Origin of the sequence: Pseudomonas sp. P108, from assembly GCF_032613195.1 — a bacterium.
In the GTDB taxonomy this organism is placed as follows: domain Bacteria; phylum Pseudomonadota; class Gammaproteobacteria; order Pseudomonadales; family Pseudomonadaceae; genus Aquipseudomonas.
Genome location: NZ_CP126691.1, coordinates 1,867,650 through 1,890,464, shown reverse-complemented (window position 1 = coordinate 1,890,464; position 22,815 = coordinate 1,867,650). Strand labels below are relative to the sequence as shown.

Genomic DNA, 22,815 nt, shown 5'->3' with positions numbered 1-22,815 from the left:
ACACTGCCTTCAGCGCGCTCGCCACTCCCCCAAACGCCCCCGCAAACGGGCCGCGCACTGGCTGTGTAACTGGCTGACCCGCGATTCACTGACGCCAAGGACTTCACCGATCTCCTTGAGGTTCAGCTCTTCGTCGTAGTACAGCGCCAACACCAGTCGCTCACGCTCCGGCAAATTGGCAATCGCGTCCGCCAACGCAGCCTGGAAACGTTCATCTTCCAGATCGCGTGACGGCTCAAGATGAGCACTCGCGCCATCCTCGTGCAGCCCTTCGTGTTCGCCGTCCTGCAGCAGGTCGTCGAAACTGAACAGGCGGCTGCCCAAGGTGTCATTCAAAATCCCGTAGTAATCGTCGAGACTCAATTGGAGTTCGGCCGCAACCTCGTGATCTTTAGCATCACGGCCGGTTTTAGCTTCAATTGAGCGAATTGCGTCGCTGACCATACGGGTATTGCGGTGAACCGAGCGTGGCGCCCAGTCCCCTTTGCGCACTTCGTCGAGCATCGCGCCGCGGATTCGAATGCCCGCGTACGTTTCGAAACTGGCGCCTTTGCTGGCGTCATATTTGGTCGAGACTTCGAGCAGGCCGATCATCCCGGCCTGGATCAGGTCTTCGACCTGCACACTCGCCGGCAAGCGTGCCAGCAAGTGGTAGGCAATGCGTTTGACCAGTGGCGCGTAACGCTCGATCAGTTCGTACTGCGCGTCACGTGCCGACTTCTTGTAGTAGTTCATACCGCTTGCGGTCATAGCACGGGCCCTGCCGTTTGCTGCACGAGGCGCTCGACGAAAAACTCAAGGTGGCCACGCGGATTGGCGGGCAGCGGCCAGGTGTCGACCTTCTGCGCGATCGCCTTGAACGCCAGTGCGCACTTGGAACGCGGGAAGGCTTCGTACACCGCACGCTGCTTCTGCACCGCTTTACGCACGCTTTCGTCGTAAGGCACGGCGCCGACGTATTGTAGGGCCACGTCAAGGAAGCGATCCGTGACCTTGGTCAACTTGGCGAACAGGTTGCGCCCTTCCTGCGGGCTCTGCGCCATGTTGGCGAGGACGCGGAAGCGGTTCATGCCGTAATCGCGGTTGAGCAATTTGATCAGCGCGTAGGCGTCGGTGATCGAGGTCGGCTCGTCGCAGACCACCAGCAACACTTCTTGCGCTGCGCGTACGAAACTGACTACCGAGTCACCAATACCCGCAGCGGTGTCGATCACCAGTACGTCGAGATTGTCGCCGATGTCGCTGAACGCCTGAATCAGACCGGCATGTTGCGCCGGGCTCAGGTGCACCATGCTCTGCGTGCCGGACGCGGCCGGGACGATGCGAATGCCACCGGGGCCTTGCAACAGCACGTCGCGCAATTCGCAGCGGCCTTCGATCACGTCGGCCAATGTGCGTTTAGGGGTCAGACCCAACAAAACGTCGACGTTCGCCAGTCCCAGATCGGCGTCCAGCAGCATGACCCGACGGCCAAGCTCTGCCAGCGCCAGAGACAAGTTCACTGACACGTTAGTCTTGCCGACGCCACCTTTGCCGCCGGTCACCGCGATCACCTGTACGGGATGCATGCTGCCCATGTTATTTCTTTACCTTGTCTTGCATAGACGGAGGCCACATTACTGGCTGCGCGTTCACAACCGGAACAATGCATGGCAGACCATCGATGTAGGTACAAAAACTGTTCATGAATACCTCAGCCTACCTGCTTGGTCGGGCTGTGATAGATATCAGCGAACATGTCAGCCATGGCTTCTTCGCTGGGTTCTTCCTGCATTTGCACGCTGACGGCGCGGCTGACCAGTTGATGACGGCGCGGCAGATGCAAATCATCCGGAATCCGTGGGCCATCGGTCAGGTACGCGACCGGCAATTCATGACTGATCGCCAGGCTCAACACTTCGCCAAGGCTGGCCGTTTCATCCAGTTTAGTCAGGATGCAGCCGGCAAGCCCGCAACGCTTGTAACTGTGATAAGCGGCGGTTAGAACCTGTTTCTGGCTGGTGGTTGCCAAGACCAGATAATTTTTTGAACGAATGCCACGCCCGGCCAGACTTTCGAGCTGCATGCGCAGGGCCGGATCACTGGCTTGCAGGCCGGCAGTATCGATCAATACCACGCGTTTGCGCAGCAGTGGATCCAGCGCTTGCACCAGCGATTGGCCCGGATCGACGTGAGTCACCGGCACATTGAGAATGCGGCCCAGCGTCTTCAGCTGTTCCTGCGCACCGATGCGGAAGCTGTCCATGCTCACCAGCGCGACATTCTGCGCGCCGTATTTCAGCACATAACGCGCGGCCAGCTTGGCCAGCGTGGTGGTCTTGCCCATGCCGGCCGGGCCGACCATGGCAATCACACCGCCCTCTTCCAGCGGCTCGACTTCCGGTACGGCAATCATCCGCGCCAGGTGCGCAAGCAGCATGCGCCAGGCCTGACGCGGCTCTTCGATGTCAGTGATCATCGCCAGCAGATCGCGCGACAACGGGCCGGACAGACCGATACGTTGCAGACGGCGATACAGGTTGGCTTGCGCCGGACGGCTGCCTTGCAACTGATTCCAGGCCAGGGTGCCGAGCTGAACTTCCATCAGCTCACGCAGGCTGTTCAATTCAAAGCGCATCGAATCCAGTGCACGCGGATCAACGCCGCCAGAAGACTGCGCAGGCGCCGGGGCCGGACGCGCTGGAGCAGCGTAAGTCGGCTCGCTCAGCGGTTCAGCGGCAGTCAGCGGCAGGCCAGCGGTCAACGGCAGCCCGGCGAAGATCTGGCGATTGCTGTTGCCGTCGGCTTCGCCACGCAGGCTCAGTTCGGCCTGGGCGGTGACGATGCGCGACTGGGTCTTGCGCAGCTCGTCTTCGAGTTCCATGTTCGGAACCCGTGGCGCCAGCGCCGACAATTTGTAATCCAGTGCCGCCGTCAGCTCGACACCGCCAGCAATGCGGCGGTTGCCAATGATGGCGGCATCAGCGCCCAGCTCATCACGAACCAGCTTCATGGCCTGACGCATATCGGCGGCAAAGAAACGCTTAACTTGCATAAACCACTACCTCAGCCGTTGGGCCCTACTGTCGCAACGATGGTCACTTGCTTGTTGTCCGGTATTTCCTGGTAGGCCAGCACATGCAGCCCAGGGACTGCGAGGCGGCCAAAGCGCGAGAGCATCGCGCGGATCGGGCCAGCGACCAACAGGATCACCGGCTGACCTTGCATTTCCTGACGCTGCGCCGCTTCGATGAGCGAGCGCTGCAGCTTCTCGGCCATGCTTGGCTCCAGCAGAACGCCCTCTTCCGAGCCTTGTCCTGCCTTCTGCAGACTATTGAGCAATATTTGTTCCAACCTTGGTTCCAAGGTGATCACAGGCAGCTCGGACTCAGTGCCTACAATGCTTTGGACGATGGCGCGCGATACGCCGACCCGCACAGCGGCCACCAACGCGGCGGTATCTTGACTCTTCGCGGCGTTGTTGGCGATGGCTTCGGCAATGCTGCGGATATCGCGCACCGGTACGTGTTCAGCGAGCAGCGCTTGCAGCACTTTGAGCAACTGCGACAACGTGACCACGCCCGGCACCAGCTCTTCTGCCAGTTTCGGCGAGCTTTTGGCCAGCAATTGCATGAGTTGCTGCACTTCTTCGTGGCCGATCAGCTCACTGGAGTGCTTGTACAGAATCTGGTTCAAGTGCGTCGCAACCACGGTGCTGGCGTCGACCACGGTGTAACCGAGCGATTGTGCCTGCGCGCGCTGGCTGATTTCGATCCACACCGCTTCCAGGCCGAAAGCCGGATCTTTGGCGTTGATACCGTTGAGCGTGCCGTAGACCTGACCCGGGTTGATCGCCAGTTCACGATCCGGATAGATCTCCGCTTCGGCGAGGATCACCCCCATCAGGGTCAGGCGATAGGCGCTTGGCGCCAGATCGAGGTTGTCGCGGATGTGCACGGTCGGCATGAGGAAGCCCAGATCCTGCGAGAGTTTCTTGCGCACACCCTTGATCCGCGCCAGCAACTGCCCGCCCTGGTTGCGATCCACCAGCGGGATCAGGCGATAACCGACTTCCAGACCGATCATGTCGATTGGCGTCACGTCGTCCCAGCCCAGCTCCTTGGTTTCCATGGCGCGAGCCGGCGACGGCAGCAGTTCCTGCTGGCGCTTGACCTCTTCCAGCGCTACGACCTTGGCCACGTTCTGCTTCTTCCAGAACAGGTACGCGCCGCCCGCAGCCAGCGCGGCCATGGTCAGGAACGAGAAGTGCGGCATGCCCGGCACTAGACCCATGACCGCCATCAGACCGGCCGCCACTGCCAGCGCTTTCGGCGAGGCGAACATCTGGCGATTGATCTGTTTGCCCATGTCTTCCGAACCGGAAGCACGGGTCACCATGATCGCTGCCGCTGTCGATAACAACAGTGATGGCAATTGCGCCACTAAACCGTCACCGATGGTCAGCAAGGCGTAAACCTTGCCCGCATCGCCGAAGCTCATGTTGTGCTGGAAGATACCGACGGCCATGCCGCCGATGAGGTTGATGAACAGAATCAGCAGGCCAGCGATGGCGTCACCACGGACGAACTTACTGGCACCGTCCATCGAACCGTAGAACTCGGCCTCTTGGGCGACTTCCTGACGGCGTGCCTTGGCCTGGTTCTGGTCGATCAGACCGGCGTTGAGGTCGGCGTCGATCGCCATTTGTTTGCCGGGCATCGCATCGAGGGTGAAACGCGCGCTCACCTCGGAAATCCGCCCGGCACCTTTGGTCACCACGACAAAGTTGATGATCATCAGGATCGCGAAGACCACGATACCGACCACGTAGTTACCGCCGATCACCACCTCACCGAAGGCCTGAATCACCTTACCGGCAGCGGCGTGGCCGTCCTGACCGTGGAGCATCACCACCCGCGTCGAGGCCACGTTCAACGCCAGCCGCAATAACGTCGCGACCAGCAGAATCGTCGGGAACACGGCGAAATCCAGCGGCCGCAGCGCATACACGCAGACCAGCAGGACGACGATCGACAGCGCGATGTTGAAGGTGAAAAACACGTCGAGCAGGAACGGCGGAATCGGCAACATCATCATTGCCAACATAACCAGCAGCAACAACGGCACGCCCAGATTGCCTCGACTGAGGTCGGCAACATTCGTGCGAGCAGTGTTGAATAACTGAGAGCGATCCACCGGTTTTCCCCGTTCCTTTAAAGCAAACTTTTGACGCCCAGAGCGGGCTCACGGCGGGTACTGCAAGAAGCTTTCCAACTTTTGCCTGGAATTTAAACAGAGGGGTTTTGACCGTGGATTTTCTGCTGACCGGGATGCCCCCTTCGCGAGCAGGCTCGCTCCCACAGGGGAAATGCATTCCAAATATTGGAGTGGAATGCAATCCAAATGTGGGAGCGAGCCTGCTCGCGAAGGGGCCAGTGAAGTCAGCACAAAGTGCCTATTAAACTCTGGTGTTTAAAAGACACTTCAGGACACGCCTTCAAGGCTACAAATCCTTGCGCCATTGCCTACAGCCAAGCCAGAATCCTCCGGCTTGTGCGCCTTGGGGTCGGGTTCTATTGTGAATTGGTCGCTGACGAATCAGCGATCGGGTCTCGCAGCCCGTCGATCTCTGGACGCACAACATCCGCTTTGCTTATGGCGGCTGTACGTGGGAGACCTTCGGGTCTGCCGGTTCTAGAGTCCCGGTCTGCGACCCGCGTATAGCTGCCACCCTCATTCGTCTCGCAGCGAACGCTGGCAGCTCCAACGACTCCAGGAGCTTCACCATGATCAAACCAACACCCAACCCACCCGAAACCGACCCCACCTCCCCCTACGAATCCCTCGATTCAAAAAAACTCAACGACGCCGCCGAGCGCGCCCTCGATCACTACCTCTGCCCACCCGGCTCCACCCCACCGCCACGCAAAACCCGCCGAATGTACGCAGTCACCACCGACTTCAAAAATGAAGAACTGCTGGCCGACGCCAGCGAAACACTCGCCTCAGCCAGAACCATCGCCCATGACTTCGGCCATCTGATACCGGCGTCGCAGCGCAGGACGCTGCTGGGGATTGCGCAATTGATCATGCTCGGGGAGCTGGCGGTGAATCGGGTGATGGATAATCTGGAGTTGCCGGGCTAAACAGGCCAGACCACGCTTTCCGCTTTTGCGATCTTTGGCTTTTCAGTCTCGCGCCAATGACCACTCGTCGCCACCTGTCAGATCTGACAGGTGCGCAATCTCGCTTTTAGCCGTTCAATCACTCCGTCACTTTCCCGCCCGGAGTCGTTGCCATGGCCAGCCCCAACAAACCCCTGCTACTCGCGGAACTCGGCATCCCGGGTCGCAGCAAGGACCCGGTGTCGACGGATCCCGATATCTGGGGCATCAACATCGCCGCCGCGCTGGGCAACTTTCCCCTGCATGGCCTGCAGTGCCAGGCCGGACCATGGGGGAATATGGCGAGCGGCGACAGGTTGACGATCTTTTGGGGCACCGGGCTGGACGCGGGGGGCAAGACCGTCCTCAAGGATGAGGTCGGCACGCAATTGCGCATGTTCGTGCCTTCCCGGCACATGGTCGATGGTCAGTTCGCGGTGTCCTATGTCGTCAAGCCGTTGGGCGGCACGGATCAACCGTCTGAAGTCATGCAGGTGCTGGTCAAGCTGACGCGCCCGGGCGGCCATGACGAAAACGGTGACGGCGGGCATTCCAAGCTGATCATGATCATTCCCCAAGACATTCTTGACGGTGGCATCGACAAGGAGATTGCGGAAAAAGGCGTGAAGATCAGCATTGGCAAGGCCGACGGCACACCCCCCTATCCCTACGCCGCAGCCGGCGATATTTGTCGCGTGAGTTGGGGCGGGATCTTCGTGCTCAGTGAACCGCTGACTCAGGAACAGGCCGAAGGCAAGACGCCGATCATCGTGAAAATCGAAAAAGACTTCATCACCGACGCCGGTGATGCAGAGTTTCCCGGCGTAGCCGTGGTGTTCGAGGTGTACGACAAGGTCTTCAACCGTTCCGAGGACTGGAGCCCCGAACAGCGTGTGGTAGTGGCCGTTGATGCGACCCGGCTGATCGCGCCGTTGCTCAAGGAAACGCTGAACAACGTGCTGGATGTCGACCAACTGGGTGACGCTGACGGCACCGTGCAAATTATCGCCACAGACACGACCAACTTCAAAATCGGTGACATCCCGTTCATCAAGATCAAGGGCACGCCGGTCGAAGGTGCGCCGATTGATCTGGAAGTAGAAGGCGCGGCGTTGACCAGCGTGCCGAGCATTATTGAAATCAAGGCCCCCAACGCCGTGCTGCGCCAGTTGGCCAAGTCGCAGATCACCTTGTCATACCGCCTGAAAAAAGCCGACGGTTCCAAAGATCTGAAATCCAAAAGCCAATTCATCCGCGCCATCGGCGAAGTCCAGCGGCTGGCCGCGCCGATCATGCTGGACGAGGACTCCGGGGCGCTGGACCCCACGCTGGCCCAGATACGCCTGGAGATTCCATTCGACAAATCCTTTGCCGAAGGCCAGGTCCTCAAGATATTCATGCTCGGCACCACGCCTGGTCTCAAGCCTTACCTGCCTGACTTGCCTCTTCGCCCCATCACACGCAACGACATCATCGCGGAGGCACCGCTGGCGTACAGCATCGACGGCAAACACTTGGCCCCGGTCAACGGTGGCACGGCGGAGTTCTACTACCAGCAACTGATCGCCGACGCAGTGCTCGCCACACTGAACCCGTTCGAGGCCACCCGCGCCATTCGCGAGTCGATCCACACCGACATACTGCAAGTCGGCGAACCGCGCCTGGAACTGCCTGAACCGGTGGTGGCTGGCGTGGTCGACGGGGTTCTGCCTGCCGACACCGCCGGCACAACCCTGACGGTGCCGTACACCGAAACGGTCAAAGGCGATGAAGTCTTCATGTTCTGGATCGGCTCGATCACCGGCGAATACCCCGATTCGATCAAGCTGAACGAATTCACCGCCGGTAAGCAAGTGCCGTTCACCATCCCGGCCGAGGAGATCAAGGGCAATGAAGGCGGGACGGTGATCGCCAGGTACGAAATCAAGCGTGCGGATGGGCGGACGAGTTATGCCGAGCCGTTGGAGTTCAGTGTCGGGGTGGCGCTGGAAAATCCTTTACCGTTGCCACAAATGCCGGAAGCCACAGGCAATGGTGCCAGCGTGACCCTGGCGCCACTCGACGCCCAAGCGGGCGCCCGCGTGATCGTGGCCTACACCGGCATGAACGAAACACATAACATCAAACTGAGCATGCTCGGGACACCCGGCGTCGGCTCACCGGAAATCCCCGCCAAACCGGGCGTCGCCAGCGGCAGCGTCGAGTTCCTGATTCCCGCCACAGCCATCGCAGCCAACATCGGCAATGAAACCAAAACCTTCACACTCAGCTACGAAGTCACCGCAGGCCAGACAACTCCATCTTTGCCTTTGACCGTCAGCGTCACGCCGCTGCCTGCGACAGAGCTGGACAAAATCAGCATTGAACAAGCCGAGGGCACGGTGCTGGATCTGGCGAAGGTGACGTTGGGCGCAACGATTCTCGCTGGCGTCTGGGCGTTTATAGCCGCCAATCATCGGGTAGGACTGAACTTCAAAGGTACGAAGAGTAACGGCGATGCCTTCCATCACGTGGTATGGCCGTGGCCGTCTTCCTACGTTAATCAAAACTGGTTCAACAGCGGTCAATACACACATACGCTGGCGTACAACGCCATCAAGGACCTGGCGGATGGCAGTCGGCTGGAGTTGTATTTCAAAGCGGCGTTGACGTTGAGTCGTGAGGAAGCCGAGGCGATTGATGCGCCGGTGAAGGTTTATACGATCAGGGCCATCGAAGATGTGACGCCGAGCATCACTTTGGTCACTGGATCGCCCAGCGGTGATGAAGTTATCGAGGGCGCAATCATCGTCGAAACGGCCGTGACCTTGACCGGTAGTGCCGCCAAAGGCCAGAAAGTCAGCGTGCTTGACGGCACAACGTCCAAAGGTGAACCGACCGCCGATTCAGCAACCGGGATCTGGACATTGGCCGTCACCGGCCTGAGCGTCGCGCCGCACAGTTTTACCGCCAGGGCGTTATACGGTTCGGGGGCCTCCTCGGCTGCCAGAACGTTGATCGTCACGGCCGTAGTTGTGCCAACGCTGAGCAATGTATGGGACGCCAGCAATGTGGAAGTGCTGGAAGGCACAACGACGGTCAGTACCGAGCTGACACTTAAAGGAACCGCGAGCCTGGGTCAGCAGATCAATATCCGTGACGGCACCGGTTCCGGCTCGGCCACAAGGGGAACCGCGACCGCCAACGGAACGACAGGTATCTGGGAACTTCCGATTACCGTGCCACTCGGCGCGCGGCGGCTGTACGCCGAGGCCTGTTATCCGAGTAATCCGTTGTATTCGAATGTGCGTAATTTGACGGTGACAGAAGATATTGTCCCGACCATTGACTCTGTTATAGGCACAATCAGCGGCAATGAAATTCCGCAGAATGGCACCACGGTAGAAACCGCCGTAACGCTGTCCGGGGTCGCTGCCAAGGGTCAGCAAATCGAAGTATTCGACGGTACAACCTCGAAAGGTAAATCGATTGCCGATCTCGTAACGGGCATATGGGAACTTCCGGTTACAGGCCTGAGCGAGGCCGCACACAGCTTCAAGGCCAAGGCGTTGTATGGCACAGGTGCCGAGTCGGCGGTCAGGTCGCTGACCGTGACTGCGGCCATCGCCCCTATATTTGAAGACTTTACAAATATAGGGACTAAAGAATTGCGAGTAGGCGAATCCTACGATTTAGGTTCTATGATGATCATCAATATGAGGGGTGACAACGTATACCCAAATGGTAGAACTTGCGGAGTAGCTTACGACCTACAAAATAAGAACAAAGCCCTAGTCACTTCGGACATAACAAGAATAGATTTAAAAAATTATAGAGCAAACAGCATCAACTTCGTACTCATAGATAATCAAACACCGAACAACGAAATCACCCTTTACAATGAGAAAGGCACAGTACAAACTTTCTACGCCCAACTAGGGAACTTCAAGCTACCGGAAGAGCAATGGTTTACTTATTTTATTATATCTACTCAGTTCGTAAGCCCTACCAAATACAGGGACACCATTTGGCTTGACAATATCCGGATTGAGCCATTCAAAAATTAAAACAACTTACTCCCCTTAATAGGAGGGCCTTAAAGGGGAAAAAGGGACGCATTTATTTACGTCCCAGATCTTCGCCCGACTTTTCGCCTTTTAAACTGGAGTGTTTAAAAGACACCTCCAGACACGCCTTCGAGGCTACAAATTCTTGAGCACAAAGGGGACGGATTTATTTAACCAGTGATTTAAACAGCGGGGCTTGACCGAGATTTTTTTGCTGACCTGGATGGCCCCTTCGCGAGCAGGCTCACTCCTACAGGAAAACTCATTCCAAATGTGGGAGTGAGCTTGCTCACGAAGGGGCCAGTGAAGTCAGCGCAAATCGCTTTTTAACTCAGGTGTTTAAAAGACACCTTCAGACACGCCTTCAAGGCTACAAATTCTTGCGCCTTTGCCTACAGCTACGCCAGAATCCGCCGGCTTGTGCGCCTTGGGGTCGGGTTCTATTGTGGTGCGGTCGCTGACGAATCAGCGATCGGGTTTAGCGACTCGAATTCAAGTCAAAGGTGCATCGGCGTTCCAGGCTTCGTTGCGGATCTGTATTTTCGCGATTTCGTCATGGTGGCTGTATGCGGGAGACCTTCGGGTCTGCCGGGTGCCTTTGACCGGTTCGCTAACCTGCGTACAGCCGCCACCCCTCCTGTTTAGCGACAGGTTGTAGCGGCTCCACTTCAAAGGAGTCTCACCATGATCAAACCAACACCCAACCCACCCGAAACCGACCCCACCTCCCCCTACGAATCCCTCGATTCAAAAAAACTCCACGAAGCCGCCGACCGCGCCCTCGATCACTACCTCTGCCCACCTGGCTCCACGCCGCCACCGCGCAAGACCCGCCGGATGTACGCCGTCACCGCCGACTTCAAAAACGAGGAACTGCTGGCCGATGCCTGCGAAACACTCGCCTCAGCCAGAACCATCGCCCATGACTTTGCTCATCTCATCCCCGCGTCGCAGCGCAGGACGCTGCTGGGGATTGCGCAACTGATCATGCTGGGGGAGTTGGCGGTGAATCGGGTGATGGATAATCTGGAGTTGCCGCAGTAGCGCCTCCCCCGATCAGATCGTTCCCACGTTCCTGCGCGGGGATGCCTCAACGGGCGCTCCGCGTTCGGCTCTGAAGGGACGCGGAGCGTCCCGGGCTGCATTCCTTTGCTGAGCGTGGGAACGATCAAGACAGAAAAGCCCGCCGTCCCGTATCAACCGGGACGGCGGGCTTTTCGCTGGACAAAGACCTACGCCGTTAATACCTGCTCAGGCGCAATGGGTCCGAAGCTGAGAGTGTTGCCTTTCAAGTAGCGTCCGCCCTTGAGCAATAACGTACCTTCGATTTCGACAACCTCTTCCTGCGTGTACATAAAGGTCACTATCGATACAGGCGTCCTGCGCCACGGCCACCACCAGGATCCTCTGAAACGCTGCTCTATCAGAGTAATCGCCCAATCGAACGGGATGATGGGAAGATCTTCAATCCTGATCTGGCGGCCCGGGTCTTCCCAGCGAAAATATTGCTGCGCAGTGATCAGCAAGTGATCGACTCTGGACTCAAACACGGGTTTGGCGTAGCGCCACTCCATATCATGGTTGATCCAGCCATCCAGATAGTTAGCCGGGTCGGTAAAGAGTTCGAAAAACGTCGCGTTATTCACGATTTTCCCGGCAGCGGGCCCAATGACCTCGTAATGGAGGTGAGCTGCCAGGCCCTTCATTTGCGGCCGCACCGCATTGGTCGTTACGTCAAAGAAGTTTGCACTGTAGAGGTGTGCCATTTGCTTGAAATGGGTGAAATCAAGGAACAGTTTGAACGTCACGGTATAGCCGATCGAGCGATCATCAGGACACTCTTTCATTTCCCCTGAAACGAACTCGACCTCCATGCCTTGCAGCTTTCTACCCGGTATATCTGTCATGCTCGCGTCCTCTGCTTGATGATTCGCCTATCCCGCGAACTCACGTCCGTAGGACTGAAGCGCTGCTATCGGGATCTTTTATGAATATCCCCGAAGCGATGACAACCTTTTGAAGCGGGGCCGTCTACTGTCAGAGTTGACAGGTGCATATGCTTTTCAGACAAACGGTAAGCATTGGTTATCGGGGACAGATCACTTCTTCACCCAGACCGTCGTCCGACTGTTCACCCGCGTACAGCCGCCACCGTCACGCAAAACCCGCCGAATGTACGCCGTTACCGCCGACTTCAAAAACGAGGAACTGCTGGCCGATGCCAGCGAAACGCTCGCCTCAACCAGAACCATCGCCCATGACTTCGCCCACCTCATACCCGCGTCGCAGCGCCGGACGCTGTTGGGGATTGCGCAATTGATCATGCTCAGGGAGCTGGCGGTGAATCGGGTGATGGATAATCTGGAGTTGCCGCAGTAGCGACACGCGATGATCGTTCCCACGCTCCTGCGTGGGAATGCCTCAACGGACGCTCCGCGTTCGGCTTTGGAAGGGACGCGGAGCGTCCCGGGCTGCATTCCTTTGCTGCGCGTGGGAACGATCATAAAAAACCGCCGCCCCGTTTTCAGCGGCTTTGCGATCAATTGCTCAATACCGAAGAATTTTCACTTTTCCATTCTTGTTCCTGGGCAATTCGTACTCGACCTCGCCGCCCACTTTGATATTCGCCTGCAAGGCATCAGCCAATGGAATGCTGAAGCGGTATTCTTTGGCGGTCAGAAAAAAACCCGTGGCTTCGGCAAACGAAAGACAGCGTCCCGATTGCTTCGGCGTGATGGTGCCGCTTCCGGTTTTTTCATCATAACTGCTGAAAATACCTTTCATTGTCGTGCTCCCTTGCACTCGCTCGCATGACCGCACCAGGTTCGCGGCAGCACCTTGCATCAAACTGCAAAATCACGATGAGCGCACCTGTCAGAGTTGACAGTGAAGGGAGATCTCAGACCAATGGCTGCACAGCACCGTCAGGAATCGCGACGCAGATCCGGCGGAATCGGCAAGTCGTCCTTGAGCGGATCCGGGCGCTTGCCCTTGCCAGCGCGGTACTGGCGGATCTGGTAGACGTAGGCCAACACCTGCGCCACCGCCAGATACAGCCCGCCGGGGATTTCCTGCTCGAGTTCGGTGGAGTAATAGATCGAACGCGCCAGCCCCGGCGATTCGAGGAGCATGACGTTGTTGGCGACGGCGATTTCGCGGATTTTCAACGCGAGGAAGTCGCTGCCCTTGGCCAGTAATATCGGCGCGCCGCCCTTCTCCGAGTCGTACTTGAGCGCGACGGCGTAGTGGGTCGGGTTGGTGATGACCACGTCGGCGTCGGGAATCGCCGCCATCATCCTCCGCTGGGACATTTCGCGCTGGGTCTGGCGGATGCGCTGTTTGACTTCCGGGCGACCTTCCTGGTCCTTGTGCTCGTCGCGCACTTCCTGCTTGGTCATCAGCAGTTTCTTGTGCGCTTCCCAGAGCTGCACCGGCACGTCGACGGCGGCAATGATGATCAGGCCGCAGGCCAGCCACAAGGTACTCCAGCCCACCAGCGTGACGCTGTGAATGATCGCCATTTCCAGCGGCTCGTGGGCGATACGCAACAAGTCATCGACGTCCGCCGACAACACCACCAACGCCACACCCAAGGTAATCAGAAACTTGGCCAGCGCCTTGAGCAGCTCGACCACAGCCTTGAACGAAAACATCCGTTTGAGGCCTGCCGCCGGGTTCATCCGGCTGAACTTGGGGGCCAAGGAACCCGCCGCAAACAGCCAGCCACCGAGAGATATCGGCCCGATCAGCGCCGCCAGCAAAAGGGTGATCATGATCGGCTGGATCGCCACCAGCGCCATCTGGCCGGACTGCAACAGAAACGCGCCCATGGCGCCCTGATCCATGATCACCTCGCGCGAGAGCGTGAAGTTCAGGCGCATCAGCTCCATCAGGTCTTCGGCCAGCATGCCGCCGAACACCAGCAGCGCGCCGGCGCCGGCCATCATCACGGCGAGGGTGTTGAGCTCTTTGGAACGGGCAATCTCACCCTTCTCACGGGAATCTTTTTTGCGTTTGTCCGTGGGGTCTTCTGTTTTGTCCTGACCGCTTTCGCTCTCTGCCATGACTCAGCGCGCCCGTGCCAGTTCGCGTAGCAGCTGCAAGGCTTCAGTGGCCAGCGGCTGATACTGATTGAGAATGTCCGCCAGACCAACCCAGACGATAAACAGGCCGAGGACCAAGGTCAGCGGAAAACCGATGGAAAAAATGTTCAGTTGCGGCGCGGCGCGGGTCATCACGCCAAACGCGATGTTGACCACCAGCAGCGCCGTAACTGCCGGCAATACCAGCAACAGCGCTGCACCGAGGACCCAGCCGAGTTTGCCGGCCAGCTCCCAGTAATGCGCAGTCATCAGACCGCTGCCGACCGGTAGCGTGGTGAAGCTCTCGGTGAGCACCTCGAAGACCACCAGATGGCCGTTCATCGACAGGAACAGCAACGTGACGAGCATAGTGAAGAACTGCCCGATCACCGCCACCGAAACGCCGTTGGCCGGGTCGACCATCGAGGCGAAGCCCATACCCATCTGGATCGCGACAATCTGCCCCGCCACGGCAAACGCCTGGAAAAACAGCTGCAGGGAAAACCCGAGCACGGCACCGACCAGGATCTGCTCGGCAATCAGCATCAAGCCACTCAGGTCGAGCGGGCTGACCGGCGGCATCGGCGGCAGGCTCGGCACGATCGCCACGGTAATGGCCACGGCGAAATACAGGCGCACCCGCCGCGACACCAGGGTGGTGCCGAACACCGGCATGACCATCAGCATCGATGCCACGCGAAACAGCGGCAACATGAACGAGGCCACCCAGGTACTGATCTGGGTGTCGGTCAGCTGAAGCAGCGATTGCATGGCTTAGCCGATGACCATCGGGATGTTTTTGTACAACTGGATGATGTATTCCATGAACGTCTGCACGATCCACGGACCACCGATGATCAACGTCACCAGCATCACCAGCAGACGCGGCAGGAAGCTCAGGGTCTGTTCGTTGATCTGGGTCGCGGCCTGAAACATCGCCACCAACAAGCCGACCAACAGGCTCGGTACCACCAGAATCGCGACCATCAATGTGGTCAGCCAAAGGGCTTCACGAAAGATATCGACCGCAACTTCCGGCGTCATGGCGAGACACCTCCAAAACTGCTGGCCAGGGTGCCGATGATCAGCGCCCAGCCATCCACCAGCACGAACAGCATGATCTTGAACGGCAGCGAGATGATCAGCGGCGAGAGCATCATCATACCCATCGCCATCAGCACACTGGCCACGACCAGGTCGATGATCAGGAACGGAATGAAGATCATGAAGCCGATCTGGAACGCGGTTTTAAGCTCGGAAGTGACGAACGCCGGCACCAGAATGGTCAGCGGCGCCTGATCCGGGGTGGCGATGTCGGTGCGCTTGGACAAACGCATGAACAGTTCTAGATCGCTGGTGCGGGTCTGCGCGAGCATGAAGTCCTTGATTGGCACCTGGGCCTTCTCCACCGCTTGCTGGGCGGTAAGGGTTTCCGCCAGATACGGTTGCAGCGCGTCCTTGTTCACCCGGTCGAACACCGGGGCCATGATGAACAGGGTCAGGAACAGCGCCATGCCGGTGAGGATCTGGTTCGACGGCGTCTGTTGCAGGCCGAGGGCCTGACGCAGGATCGAGAAGACGATGATGATCCGGGTGAAGCTGGTCATCAGAATCACGGCCGCCGGGATGAAGCTCAGCGCGGTCATGATCAGCAGGATCTGCAGACTGACCGAATACTCCTGCGCGCCATCGGCGTTGGTGCCCAGCGTGATCGCCGGGATCGACAACGGATCGGCGGCGAACGCCAGTGGCGCGGCCAGCAACAGGGCCAGCGTCAAGACGATGCGTAGCGCACCCATTACTTCGTATCCTTCTGATCCTTGCCGAGAATCTTCAGCAGATGCTGGGCAAATTCCGGGGTCGCTTTTTCACTGGTCGCCGGCACGTCGACCGGTTCCTTGAGCACGTGCAGCGCGGTGATGGTGCCGGGGCTCAGACCGAGCAGGATCTGCTCGTTGCCGACCTGCACCAGCAGCAAGCGGTCACGCGGACTCAGTGCGCGTGAGCCGATCAGCTCGATCACTTGCCCCTTGCCTGCCGGCCCGGCCTGCTGCACCCGGCGCAACAGCCAGGCGAGGAAGAAGATCACGCCCAGCACCAGCAACAGGCCAAACACCAGTTGCGTCAGTTGCCCGGCCACGCCGCTGGTGACCATCGGCGCGGTGGCGGCAGGCACTGTCGTGGCTGTCGACGGCTCGGCAGCCAGCACGCTCAATGGCAATGCCAGCAGAGCCCAGAGAAACCGTTTCACTCAGCGCAGCTTCTTGATGCGTTCACTTGGGCTGATCACGTCAGTCAGGCGGATGCCGAACTTCTCGTTGACCACCACCACTTCGCCGTGCGCGATCAGGGTGCCGTTGACCAGCACGTCCAGCGGCTCGCCGGCCAGACGATCAAGCTCGATCACCGAACCCTGGTTGAGTTGCAGCAGGTTACGGATGTTGATGTCGGTGCTGCCCACTTCCATCGAGATCGATACCGGGATGTCGAGGATCACGTCCAGGTTCGGGCCGTCGAGGGTCACCGGATCGTTGTTCTTCGGCACGCTGCCGAACTCTTCCATCGGCAGACGCGAGCCGCCAGCTGCGTCGGCGGCCAGCAGGGCGTCGATGTCAGCTTGACCATCACCGGTTTCTTCCAGAGCCGCAGCCCATTCATCGGCCAGTGCCTGATCGTCCTGGGCGTTCATATCATCGTTCATCATTTGTCCTCGGCGGGCAAAAATTCAGTTAAAGGCTTGGGGATTTGAGCGCTGCTTCAGCGACGCTCGATCGGCTCGATCACCTGCAACGCGAGGTTGCCTTTGTGCGAGCCCATCTTGACCTTGAAGGCCGGCACGCCGTTGGCGCGCATGATCATTTCGTCCGGCATCTCGACCGGGATCACATCGCCCGGCTGCATGTGCAGGATGTCGCGCAGCTTCAACTGGCGGCGCGCCACGGTGGCACCGATCGGCACATCGACATCGAGCACGTCCTGACGCAGCGCGTTGACCCAGCGCTCGTCCTGATCGTCGAGGTCCGACTGGAAACCGGCGTCGAGCATTTCGCGTACCGGCTCGATCATCGAGTACGGCATGGTCACGTGCAGATCGCCGCCACCGCCGTCGAGTTCGATATGGAACGTGGAGACCACGATCGCTTCGCTCGGGCCGACGATGTTGGCCATGGCCGGGTTCACTTCCGAGTTGATGTACTCGAAATTGACTTCCATGATCGCCTGCCAGGCTTCCTTCAAATCGACGAAGGCCTGCTCCAGCACCATGCGCACCACGCGCAGTTCGGTCGGGGTGAATTCACGCCCCTCGATCTTGGCGTGACGACCGTCGCCGCCGAAGAAGTTGTCCACCAGTTTGAACACCAGTTTGGCGTCAAGGATGAACAGCGCGGTGCCGCGTAACGGTTTGATCTTGACCAGGTTGAGGCTGGTCGGTACGTACAACGAATGCACGTATTCGCCGAACTTCATCACCTGCACGCCACCGACGGCAACGTCCGCCGAGCGGCGCAGCATGTTGAACATGCTGATGCGGGTATAGCGGGCAAAACGCTCGTTGATCATTTCCAGAGTCGGCATGCGTCCACGGACGATGCGGTCCTGACTGGTCAGGTCGTAGCTTTTGACACTGCCGGGTTCGGCAGCGTTATCGGTCTGTACCAGACCATCGTCGACGCCGTGCAAAAGCGCGTCGATTTCATCCTGGGACAGCAGATCCTGCACGGCCATGTCGTGTTCCTACTGCAGTACGAAATTAGTGAAAAGCAACTGTTCGATCACCACTTTGCCCAGCTCTTTCTGCGCCACTTCCTGGACGCTGGCTGTGGCCTTCTGGCGCAACATCTCCTGGCCGACCGGGGTCGCCAAGGTGGCGAAATCCTGACCGGAGAAGAGCATTACCAGGTTGTTGCGGATCACCGGCATGTGCACTTTGAGCGCTTCCAGATCGGCCTGATTACGCGCCAGCATGGTGATGCTCACCTGCATGTAGCGCTGACGGCCGTTCTGGTTGTAGTTGGCAACGAAGGCTGGCGCCATCGGCTCGAAAATCGCTGGCTGCTTGCCGACGGGCGCTGCATCGGCGGCCTCGGCAGGCTTGCTCTGGGCACTGTGCATGAAGAACCAGGTCGCCCCCACGGATGCGCCAATGGCCAATAGCAACGCCAGCACGATCACAATGATCAGCTTGAGTTTGCCTTTGGTTGCGGGGTCTTTCACTGCTGCTGTTTCGCTCTTCGCCATGCCAATAATCCGTCACTATTCGGGTTTTCACAGTCGCACGGCAAGGCAAGAGCAAGTGTTATGCCAGAAGTGTCGGTGATGGTGGACACAACGCTAAAGTCAAAGGCACCCTCACCCCAGCCCTCTCCCGGAGGGAGAGGGAGCCGACCGAGTTGCTTTGTCGTGATACGTCGACCTGAAAGACCGAGTCGATTAGGGAGTCATCCAACAAGTCTTGGCGATCATGGATTCACAGACGCTATTTCAAGTCGGTGTAAATCTCCAATATCCCCTAATCAGTCCCCTCTCCCTCTGGGAGAGGGCTAGGGTGAGGGGCTCTTGATTTGATCAGGCGTAATAGTCGACGGCGCTGGTGCCAATCACGCTGGTGGTTTGAGCAGCGGCTTCAGCAATGGCGGCAGGCGCCAACTCTTCATCCGCCGAGTCGAGGCGACCGCCGGCGGCGCTGGTGCGACCACTCCGGCCCTGCTGTGCCTGCTCCTGGCCTTGCTGCCCCTGCCAGCCACGGTTCTGGTCGGAGACATTGACGTCGACCTGGCCCATGCCCTGCTGGTTGAACATGTCGCGCAGGCGATGCATCTGACCATCCAGCGCTTCACGCACGCTCGGGTGCGCACTCATGAACGTCACTTGCGTCTGCTGATCCGGGACCATGTTCACGCGGATATCCAGGCGCCCCAGTTCGGCCGGTTGCAACTGAATATCCGCCGCCTTGAGGTTGGCGCTCGACAGATACATGACGCGGTTGACCACTTCTTCAGTCCAGCCGCTCTGATGCATGGCGATCGGCTGATTTACCGGCACCGCGTTCGCGGTCTTCGGCGTGGCGGCTTGAGTCAATGCCGCCAGACGGTTGGCGAAGTCATCCACGCGGGTATCGCTGGTCGCCGTCTTGAGATCTTTGAGGCCATCGTCGATCAAACCACTGAAGGCTTTTTCGCCGCCCTGGCTGGTGCTGTCCTTGTCGGCTTGCACGTCAAGCATGCTGGCCATGCCGGCGGCGAAGTTCTGCGCCGCAGTCAATTCGCCGTCAGCCTGAGCCTGAGCCGGCGAAGCCTTCGGTTGCGCCTGGCTGGCAGCGGAAATGTGCCCGCCCTGCTCCATCGCCATACGCACGGCCGGCATCGAGTCGAGCGGATCGGCCGAAGGGTCGAAATCGCTGTCGGTGGTCGGTGCCGGATCTTTGACCACTCCCGGCAACACGGCGAGCGCGGGGTTTTCAGCTTCAGGCTGGACGGCGGCCGGGGCTTGCACCACTGGCGTGGTGACAACCGGCTGCACAGCGACGGCCAATGCCGGATCAAGTGTCGGGTCAACCGGTGCCGCATCAACCACTGGCGTCTGGGCAGTATTGGTGCTGTCGTCGCTGCTGGCGGATGTGTCATCGCTAGCTGCGGTTTTATCGGCAGGCAAGTCGTTGCCGCTATCGGCAACCGCCGGTTGCGCAGCGGCAGACGGATCCTTGCCGACATCCTTTTTGCCACTGCTGTCAGCGACTTTGTCGCGCGACGCCTTGGGCGAATTATCGGTGCTTGCGACTGGCTTGCCCGGTCCCTGATCGGCGAACACTTTTGCGAAGCTTGAGGCCTTATCCCCGGTATCTACGGCCATGGCCGACGTTTTCGCAGAGGCGGCTTGCGCCTTGGCCTGAGCGGCGTTCTGAAGAAGGATGTTGGGGGTCGCAGGCATGAAACGGTCTCCGCTGCACTGGGATCGTAGGTACAGTTGCGGAGATAGCTGCAAGTGCCGGGCCAGTTTTGTCCGGCGCTTGAGAAAAGCGCCGGACGGCGGGATCAGTGAGTCAACGCGTGCTGTCGCTCGTCTTCGTAAACCGGGCGGACATCTGCGAACTCGCCACTGATGTCAGCCACCAGCCTGGCGATTTCCGAGGGGCTTTTATCTTTGGCTTCCGATTCCAGCTCCTGGCAGAGCGCCGCCAAGCGGACAGCTCCCATATTGCTGGCGCTGCCCTTGAAGCTATGGGCCACTTCCGACAACACCTTGGCATCCGCTGTTTTTTGCAGCACAACCAAGCGACTTTCGGAATCCGTCAGAAAGGTATCCAGAAGCTCCGGATAACCCTCCTCCATGACTTCGCGCAGTACGCTCAGCGCCTCGCGATCAATATGTGTGTCAGCCACTTGCTCACTCCTTGATCAAGAATTGCGCGGATTATGCCTCAACCTCCCAGGAAAACTCCACGCGAGCACTACGACCTTCGTCCGACCAACTGGCGTTGCGCCCCAATTGCCGGACCAGACTGACGCCACGTCCCGACAAACGGACTCCGTCCAGCGGTCGCTCCATGACTCGCGCTACATCAAAACCCTTGCCGCTGTCTTCAACCCGAATCACCAGACAACCGCCCTCGCCTTGTGGCTGCACCTGCAAATGCACGCGCACGAAACCGTCCTGCAGCGCCTCCAGCCGATCGTTGCGCTGCTGGTAGTAGCGAGCGAACCCCGCCGCATCGCGCTTGAGACTGGAATCCAGACCGAGCACGCCATGCTCCAGCGCATTGGAATACAACTCGGCCAGCACACTGTACAAAGCACCACTCTGCGCCCGCAGCCCATGCACCTCAAGCAGCAACTGCAACAGGTACGGCAACGGATTGAAACGTTTTAGCGTCGCGCCACGGAATTCGAAGCTCACCGACCAGTCCAGCGGACAAGACTGGCCGCTGTCGGAGTACACCGGTGCCGACGGCTTGACCTGCGCCGGTTCCAGCAGGCTGACCTCAACCATGCTGATATCGTCGCGCGCCTCGCCGCGAAAATCCCGCAGCGCCTGCTCGATGTCCTCGAACAAGCGATCCGGCTCGCGGTTGGCGGCGAACACCTGCTGCAAGCGCTCGACGCCGAACAGTTGATCACTGGCATCACTGGTGTCGATGACGCCGTCGGACAACAGGAACACCCGATCACCAGCGGCCATCGGATGCACTTCCGTACGGTCGTCGAACGCCTGCGCACTCAGCACACCCAGTGGCAAGTGCCGCGCTGCCAGCGGTACACGCTCACCGCTGGCGATCCGATGCAAATAACCGTCAGGCATGCCGCCGTTCCACACTTCGACTGAACGTCGCTGAAAACTCAGGCACAGCAGCGTGGCGCAGCAGAACATGTCCACCGGCAGGATGCGTTTGAGCTTGGCGTTCATTTCGCGCAGGGTTTCCGCCAGGCCGTAACCCTTGGCGGTCATGCCATAAAACACTTCGGCCAAGGGCATCGCCCCGACCGCTGCTGGCAGGCCATGACCGGTGAAATCGCCCAGCAGCACATGCATGTCGCCCGCCGGCGTGTAGGCCGCCAGTAGCAGATCACCGTTGAACAAGGCATACGGTGATTGCAGATAACGGATATTCGCCGCGCTCAGGCAGCCGGAGTGCGCAACCTTGTCGAACACCGCTTTGGCCACGCGCTGTTCGTTGAGCAGGTAATCATGGTGTTTAGCGATCAGGTCGCGTTGTTGCAGAACCGTTGCCTGCAAGCGGCGCAAGCGATCCATCGCCTTGATTTTGGCGGCAAGGATCACCTGGTTGTAAGGCTTCGCCAGAAAGTCGTCGCCACCAGCTTCAAGACAACGGGCCAGCGCTTCGCTTTCGGTCAGCGACGTCAGGAAGATGATCGGCACAAGAGTTTCACCGGCCAACGCCTTGATCTGCCTTGCGGCCTCAAAGCCGTCCATGACCGGCATCATCGCGTCCATCAAGACCAGATCGGGTTGTTGCCGACGAAACAGATCGACCGCCTCGGCACCATTGGCCGCCGTCAGGACTTCATGGCCCTGGCGGCGGACGATGGTCGACAGCAATAAGCGATCGGCGGCGCTGTCTTCGGCGATCAGGATCGTCAGCGGCTCTTGCACCTGCATGGCCGTCAAGTGATGTCGAAGAGTTTGTCGAAATTGGAGATGGCGAGGATCTTGCGCACGTCGGAGCTGCTGTTGACTACTCGCACGTCCGAGTGATCGCCGCCGGCGTGATCCCGCAGCAGAAGCAGCATGCCCAGTGCCGAGCTGTCGAGGTAGGTGGCTTCTTTCAGATCGACCACGATGGAGTCAGGCTTCTTGGGAAGTCGCTCATAGGACTCGCGAAACTCCTGATGGCGACCAAAATCAAAACGACCCTTGACCAAAATCGTCAGTTTTTGACCATCTGGAGAGACTTCTGTAACGACTGACATTGACTGGCTTCCTTGTCATTGACGAACCTGTACAAGGTTTAGCACTTGGACAGGGTTGCAGCAAGGCGCAACGCAGGAACAAATGTGGGAGCGAGCCTGCTCGCGAAGGCGTCGTGCC

The 22,815-nt window shown here is 59.0% G+C and carries 21 protein-coding genes and 1 pseudogene; 4 read left to right on the top strand and 18 right to left on the bottom strand.

Annotation, left to right across the window (positions count from 1 at the left end):
• Nucleotides 1-9: 9 nt before the first annotated feature.
• From fliA to flhA, 4 genes are all read right to left on the bottom strand, one after another.
• Entirely contained in the window at nt 10-750 is a 741-nt protein-coding gene (gene fliA, locus QOM10_RS08295; RefSeq protein ID WP_007920004.1) for an RNA polymerase sigma factor FliA, read from the bottom strand.
• Nucleotides 747-1,577, bottom strand: coding sequence for a flagellar synthesis regulator FleN (gene fleN / locus QOM10_RS08290; protein ID WP_003222917.1), 831 nt, complete (start codon nt 1,575-1,577; stop codon nt 747-749). Before fleN ends, fliA begins: the two co-directional genes overlap by 4 nt.
• A gap of 116 nt (nt 1,578-1,693) precedes the next feature.
• A complete protein-coding gene (flhF, locus tag QOM10_RS08285) occupies nt 1,694-3,034 on the bottom strand; it encodes a flagellar biosynthesis protein FlhF (protein WP_008077677.1) in 1,341 nt (446 codons plus the stop codon).
• 11 nt (nt 3,035-3,045) lie between these two features.
• Complete coding sequence (gene flhA / locus QOM10_RS08280; RefSeq protein ID WP_127926326.1) at nt 3,046-5,175, bottom strand: flagellar biosynthesis protein FlhA; 2,130 nt, start codon at nt 5,173-5,175, stop codon at nt 3,046-3,048.
• 590 nt (nt 5,176-5,765) lie between these two features.
• Here flhA and QOM10_RS08275 point away from each other — a divergent pair.
• From QOM10_RS08275 to QOM10_RS08265, 3 genes are all read left to right on the top strand, one after another.
• Nucleotides 5,766-6,125, top strand: coding sequence for a DUF6124 family protein (locus QOM10_RS08275; protein WP_127926325.1), 360 nt, complete (start codon nt 5,766-5,768; stop codon nt 6,123-6,125).
• Nucleotides 6,126-6,277: 152 nt separating this feature from the next.
• Nucleotides 6,278-10,189 (top strand): hypothetical protein, encoded by a 3,912-nt coding sequence (locus QOM10_RS08270; RefSeq protein WP_316917855.1) that lies wholly within the window; start codon nt 6,278-6,280, stop codon nt 10,187-10,189.
• A gap of 684 nt (nt 10,190-10,873) precedes the next feature.
• Complete coding sequence (locus QOM10_RS08265; protein WP_316917854.1) at nt 10,874-11,233, top strand: DUF6124 family protein; 360 nt, start codon at nt 10,874-10,876, stop codon at nt 11,231-11,233.
• A gap of 188 nt (nt 11,234-11,421) precedes the next feature.
• Here QOM10_RS08265 and QOM10_RS08260 read toward each other — a convergent pair whose 3' ends face one another.
• On the bottom strand, nt 11,422-12,096 hold the full coding sequence (locus QOM10_RS08260; protein WP_150773753.1) for a hypothetical protein: 675 nt from the start codon (nt 12,094-12,096) through the stop codon (nt 11,422-11,424).
• Between the two features lie 241 nt (nt 12,097-12,337).
• Between QOM10_RS08260 and QOM10_RS08255 the strand changes: the two are divergent.
• Nucleotides 12,338-12,568, top strand: a pseudogene (locus QOM10_RS08255) (DUF6124 family protein); the annotation flags it as partial.
• A 168-nt stretch (nt 12,569-12,736) separates the two neighbouring features.
• On the opposite strand, the gene QOM10_RS08250 reads toward QOM10_RS08255, so the two are convergent.
• The 13 genes from QOM10_RS08250 to QOM10_RS08190 form a co-directional block, all read right to left on the bottom strand.
• Nucleotides 12,737-12,973, bottom strand: coding sequence for a hypothetical protein (locus QOM10_RS08250; protein WP_316917853.1), 237 nt, complete (start codon nt 12,971-12,973; stop codon nt 12,737-12,739).
• 140 nt (nt 12,974-13,113) lie between these two features.
• Nucleotides 13,114-14,253 (bottom strand): flagellar biosynthesis protein FlhB, encoded by a 1,140-nt coding sequence (gene flhB, locus QOM10_RS08245; protein ID WP_127926321.1) that lies wholly within the window; start codon nt 14,251-14,253, stop codon nt 13,114-13,116.
• Between the two features lie 3 nt (nt 14,254-14,256).
• Nucleotides 14,257-15,042 (bottom strand): flagellar biosynthetic protein FliR, encoded by a 786-nt coding sequence (gene fliR / locus QOM10_RS08240; RefSeq protein WP_127926320.1) that lies wholly within the window; start codon nt 15,040-15,042, stop codon nt 14,257-14,259.
• Nucleotides 15,043-15,045: 3 nt separating this feature from the next.
• Nucleotides 15,046-15,315, bottom strand: coding sequence for a flagellar biosynthesis protein FliQ (gene fliQ, locus QOM10_RS08235; protein WP_038363854.1), 270 nt, complete (start codon nt 15,313-15,315; stop codon nt 15,046-15,048).
• Complete coding sequence (gene fliP, locus QOM10_RS08230) at nt 15,312-16,070, bottom strand: flagellar type III secretion system pore protein FliP (protein WP_150649707.1); 759 nt, start codon at nt 16,068-16,070, stop codon at nt 15,312-15,314. The genes fliQ and fliP overlap by 4 nt, the downstream gene beginning before the upstream one ends.
• Nucleotides 16,070-16,522, bottom strand: a complete 453-nt coding sequence (gene fliO, locus QOM10_RS08225; RefSeq protein ID WP_127926319.1) for a flagellar biosynthetic protein FliO — start codon at nt 16,520-16,522, stop codon at nt 16,070-16,072. The genes fliP and fliO overlap by 1 nt, the downstream gene beginning before the upstream one ends.
• Nucleotides 16,523-16,972: a flagellar motor switch protein FliN gene (fliN, locus tag QOM10_RS08220; protein WP_095122682.1), complete on the bottom strand. Its 450-nt coding sequence runs from the start codon at nt 16,970-16,972 to the stop codon at nt 16,523-16,525.
• Nucleotides 16,973-17,028: 56 nt separating this feature from the next.
• Nucleotides 17,029-17,997 carry a flagellar motor switch protein FliM gene (fliM, locus tag QOM10_RS08215; RefSeq protein ID WP_007920032.1) on the bottom strand — a complete coding sequence of 323 codons (969 nt, stop codon included), beginning with the start codon at nt 17,995-17,997 and terminating at the stop codon, nt 17,029-17,031.
• Between the two features lie 9 nt (nt 17,998-18,006).
• Complete coding sequence (gene fliL, locus QOM10_RS08210) at nt 18,007-18,510, bottom strand: flagellar basal body-associated protein FliL (protein ID WP_007920033.1); 504 nt, start codon at nt 18,508-18,510, stop codon at nt 18,007-18,009.
• Between the two features lie 327 nt (nt 18,511-18,837).
• Nucleotides 18,838-20,199: a flagellar hook-length control protein FliK gene (locus tag QOM10_RS08205; RefSeq protein WP_316917852.1), complete on the bottom strand. Its 1,362-nt coding sequence runs from the start codon at nt 20,197-20,199 to the stop codon at nt 18,838-18,840.
• A gap of 104 nt (nt 20,200-20,303) precedes the next feature.
• Entirely contained in the window at nt 20,304-20,651 is a 348-nt protein-coding gene (locus QOM10_RS08200) for an Hpt domain-containing protein (protein ID WP_127926317.1), read from the bottom strand.
• Between the two features lie 31 nt (nt 20,652-20,682).
• Nucleotides 20,683-22,386, bottom strand: coding sequence for a fused response regulator/phosphatase (locus QOM10_RS08195; protein WP_150749248.1), 1,704 nt, complete (start codon nt 22,384-22,386; stop codon nt 20,683-20,685).
• 5 nt (nt 22,387-22,391) lie between these two features.
• Entirely contained in the window at nt 22,392-22,697 is a 306-nt protein-coding gene (locus tag QOM10_RS08190) for an STAS domain-containing protein (RefSeq protein ID WP_316917851.1), read from the bottom strand.
• Nucleotides 22,698-22,815: the final 118 nt, after the last annotated feature.

Excerpts from the sequence above, each read along its gene's own strand:
- QOM10_RS08260 (WP_150773753.1), bottom strand. The coding sequence starts at position 12,096 with ATGACAGATATACCGGGTAGAAAGCTGCAAGGCATGGAGGTCGAGTTC.
- flhB (WP_127926321.1), bottom strand. The coding sequence starts at position 14,253 with ATGGCAGAGAGCGAAAGCGGTCAGGACAAAACAGAAGACCCCACGGAC.
- QOM10_RS08195 (WP_150749248.1), bottom strand. The coding sequence starts at position 22,386 with ATGCAGGTGCAAGAGCCGCTGACGATCCTGATCGCCGAAGACAGCGCC.
- fliP (WP_150649707.1), bottom strand. The coding sequence starts at position 16,070 with ATGGGTGCGCTACGCATCGTCTTGACGCTGGCCCTGTTGCTGGCCGCG.
- QOM10_RS08275 (WP_127926325.1), top strand. The coding sequence starts at position 5,766 with ATGATCAAACCAACACCCAACCCACCCGAAACCGACCCCACCTCCCCC.
- QOM10_RS08265 (WP_316917854.1), top strand. The coding sequence starts at position 10,874 with ATGATCAAACCAACACCCAACCCACCCGAAACCGACCCCACCTCCCCC.
- fliR (WP_127926320.1), bottom strand. The coding sequence starts at position 15,042 with ATGCAATCGCTGCTTCAGCTGACCGACACCCAGATCAGTACCTGGGTG.
- flhF (WP_008077677.1), bottom strand. The coding sequence starts at position 3,034 with ATGCAAGTTAAGCGTTTCTTTGCCGCCGATATGCGTCAGGCCATGAAG.
- QOM10_RS08250 (WP_316917853.1), bottom strand. The coding sequence starts at position 12,973 with ATGAAAGGTATTTTCAGCAGTTATGATGAAAAAACCGGAAGCGGCACC.
- QOM10_RS08205 (WP_316917852.1), bottom strand. The coding sequence starts at position 20,199 with ATGCCTGCGACCCCCAACATCCTTCTTCAGAACGCCGCTCAGGCCAAG.
- QOM10_RS08190 (WP_316917851.1), bottom strand. The coding sequence starts at position 22,697 with ATGTCAGTCGTTACAGAAGTCTCTCCAGATGGTCAAAAACTGACGATT.
- fliN (WP_095122682.1), bottom strand. The coding sequence starts at position 16,972 with ATGAACGATGATATGAACGCCCAGGACGATCAGGCACTGGCCGATGAA.
- fliQ (WP_038363854.1), bottom strand. The coding sequence starts at position 15,315 with ATGACGCCGGAAGTTGCGGTCGATATCTTTCGTGAAGCCCTTTGGCTG.
- fleN (WP_003222917.1), bottom strand. The coding sequence starts at position 1,577 with ATGGGCAGCATGCATCCCGTACAGGTGATCGCGGTGACCGGCGGCAAA.
- fliA (WP_007920004.1), bottom strand. The coding sequence starts at position 750 with ATGACCGCAAGCGGTATGAACTACTACAAGAAGTCGGCACGTGACGCG.
- fliL (WP_007920033.1), bottom strand. The coding sequence starts at position 18,510 with ATGGCGAAGAGCGAAACAGCAGCAGTGAAAGACCCCGCAACCAAAGGC.
- fliM (WP_007920032.1), bottom strand. The coding sequence starts at position 17,997 with ATGGCCGTGCAGGATCTGCTGTCCCAGGATGAAATCGACGCGCTTTTG.
- QOM10_RS08270 (WP_316917855.1), top strand. The coding sequence starts at position 6,278 with ATGGCCAGCCCCAACAAACCCCTGCTACTCGCGGAACTCGGCATCCCG.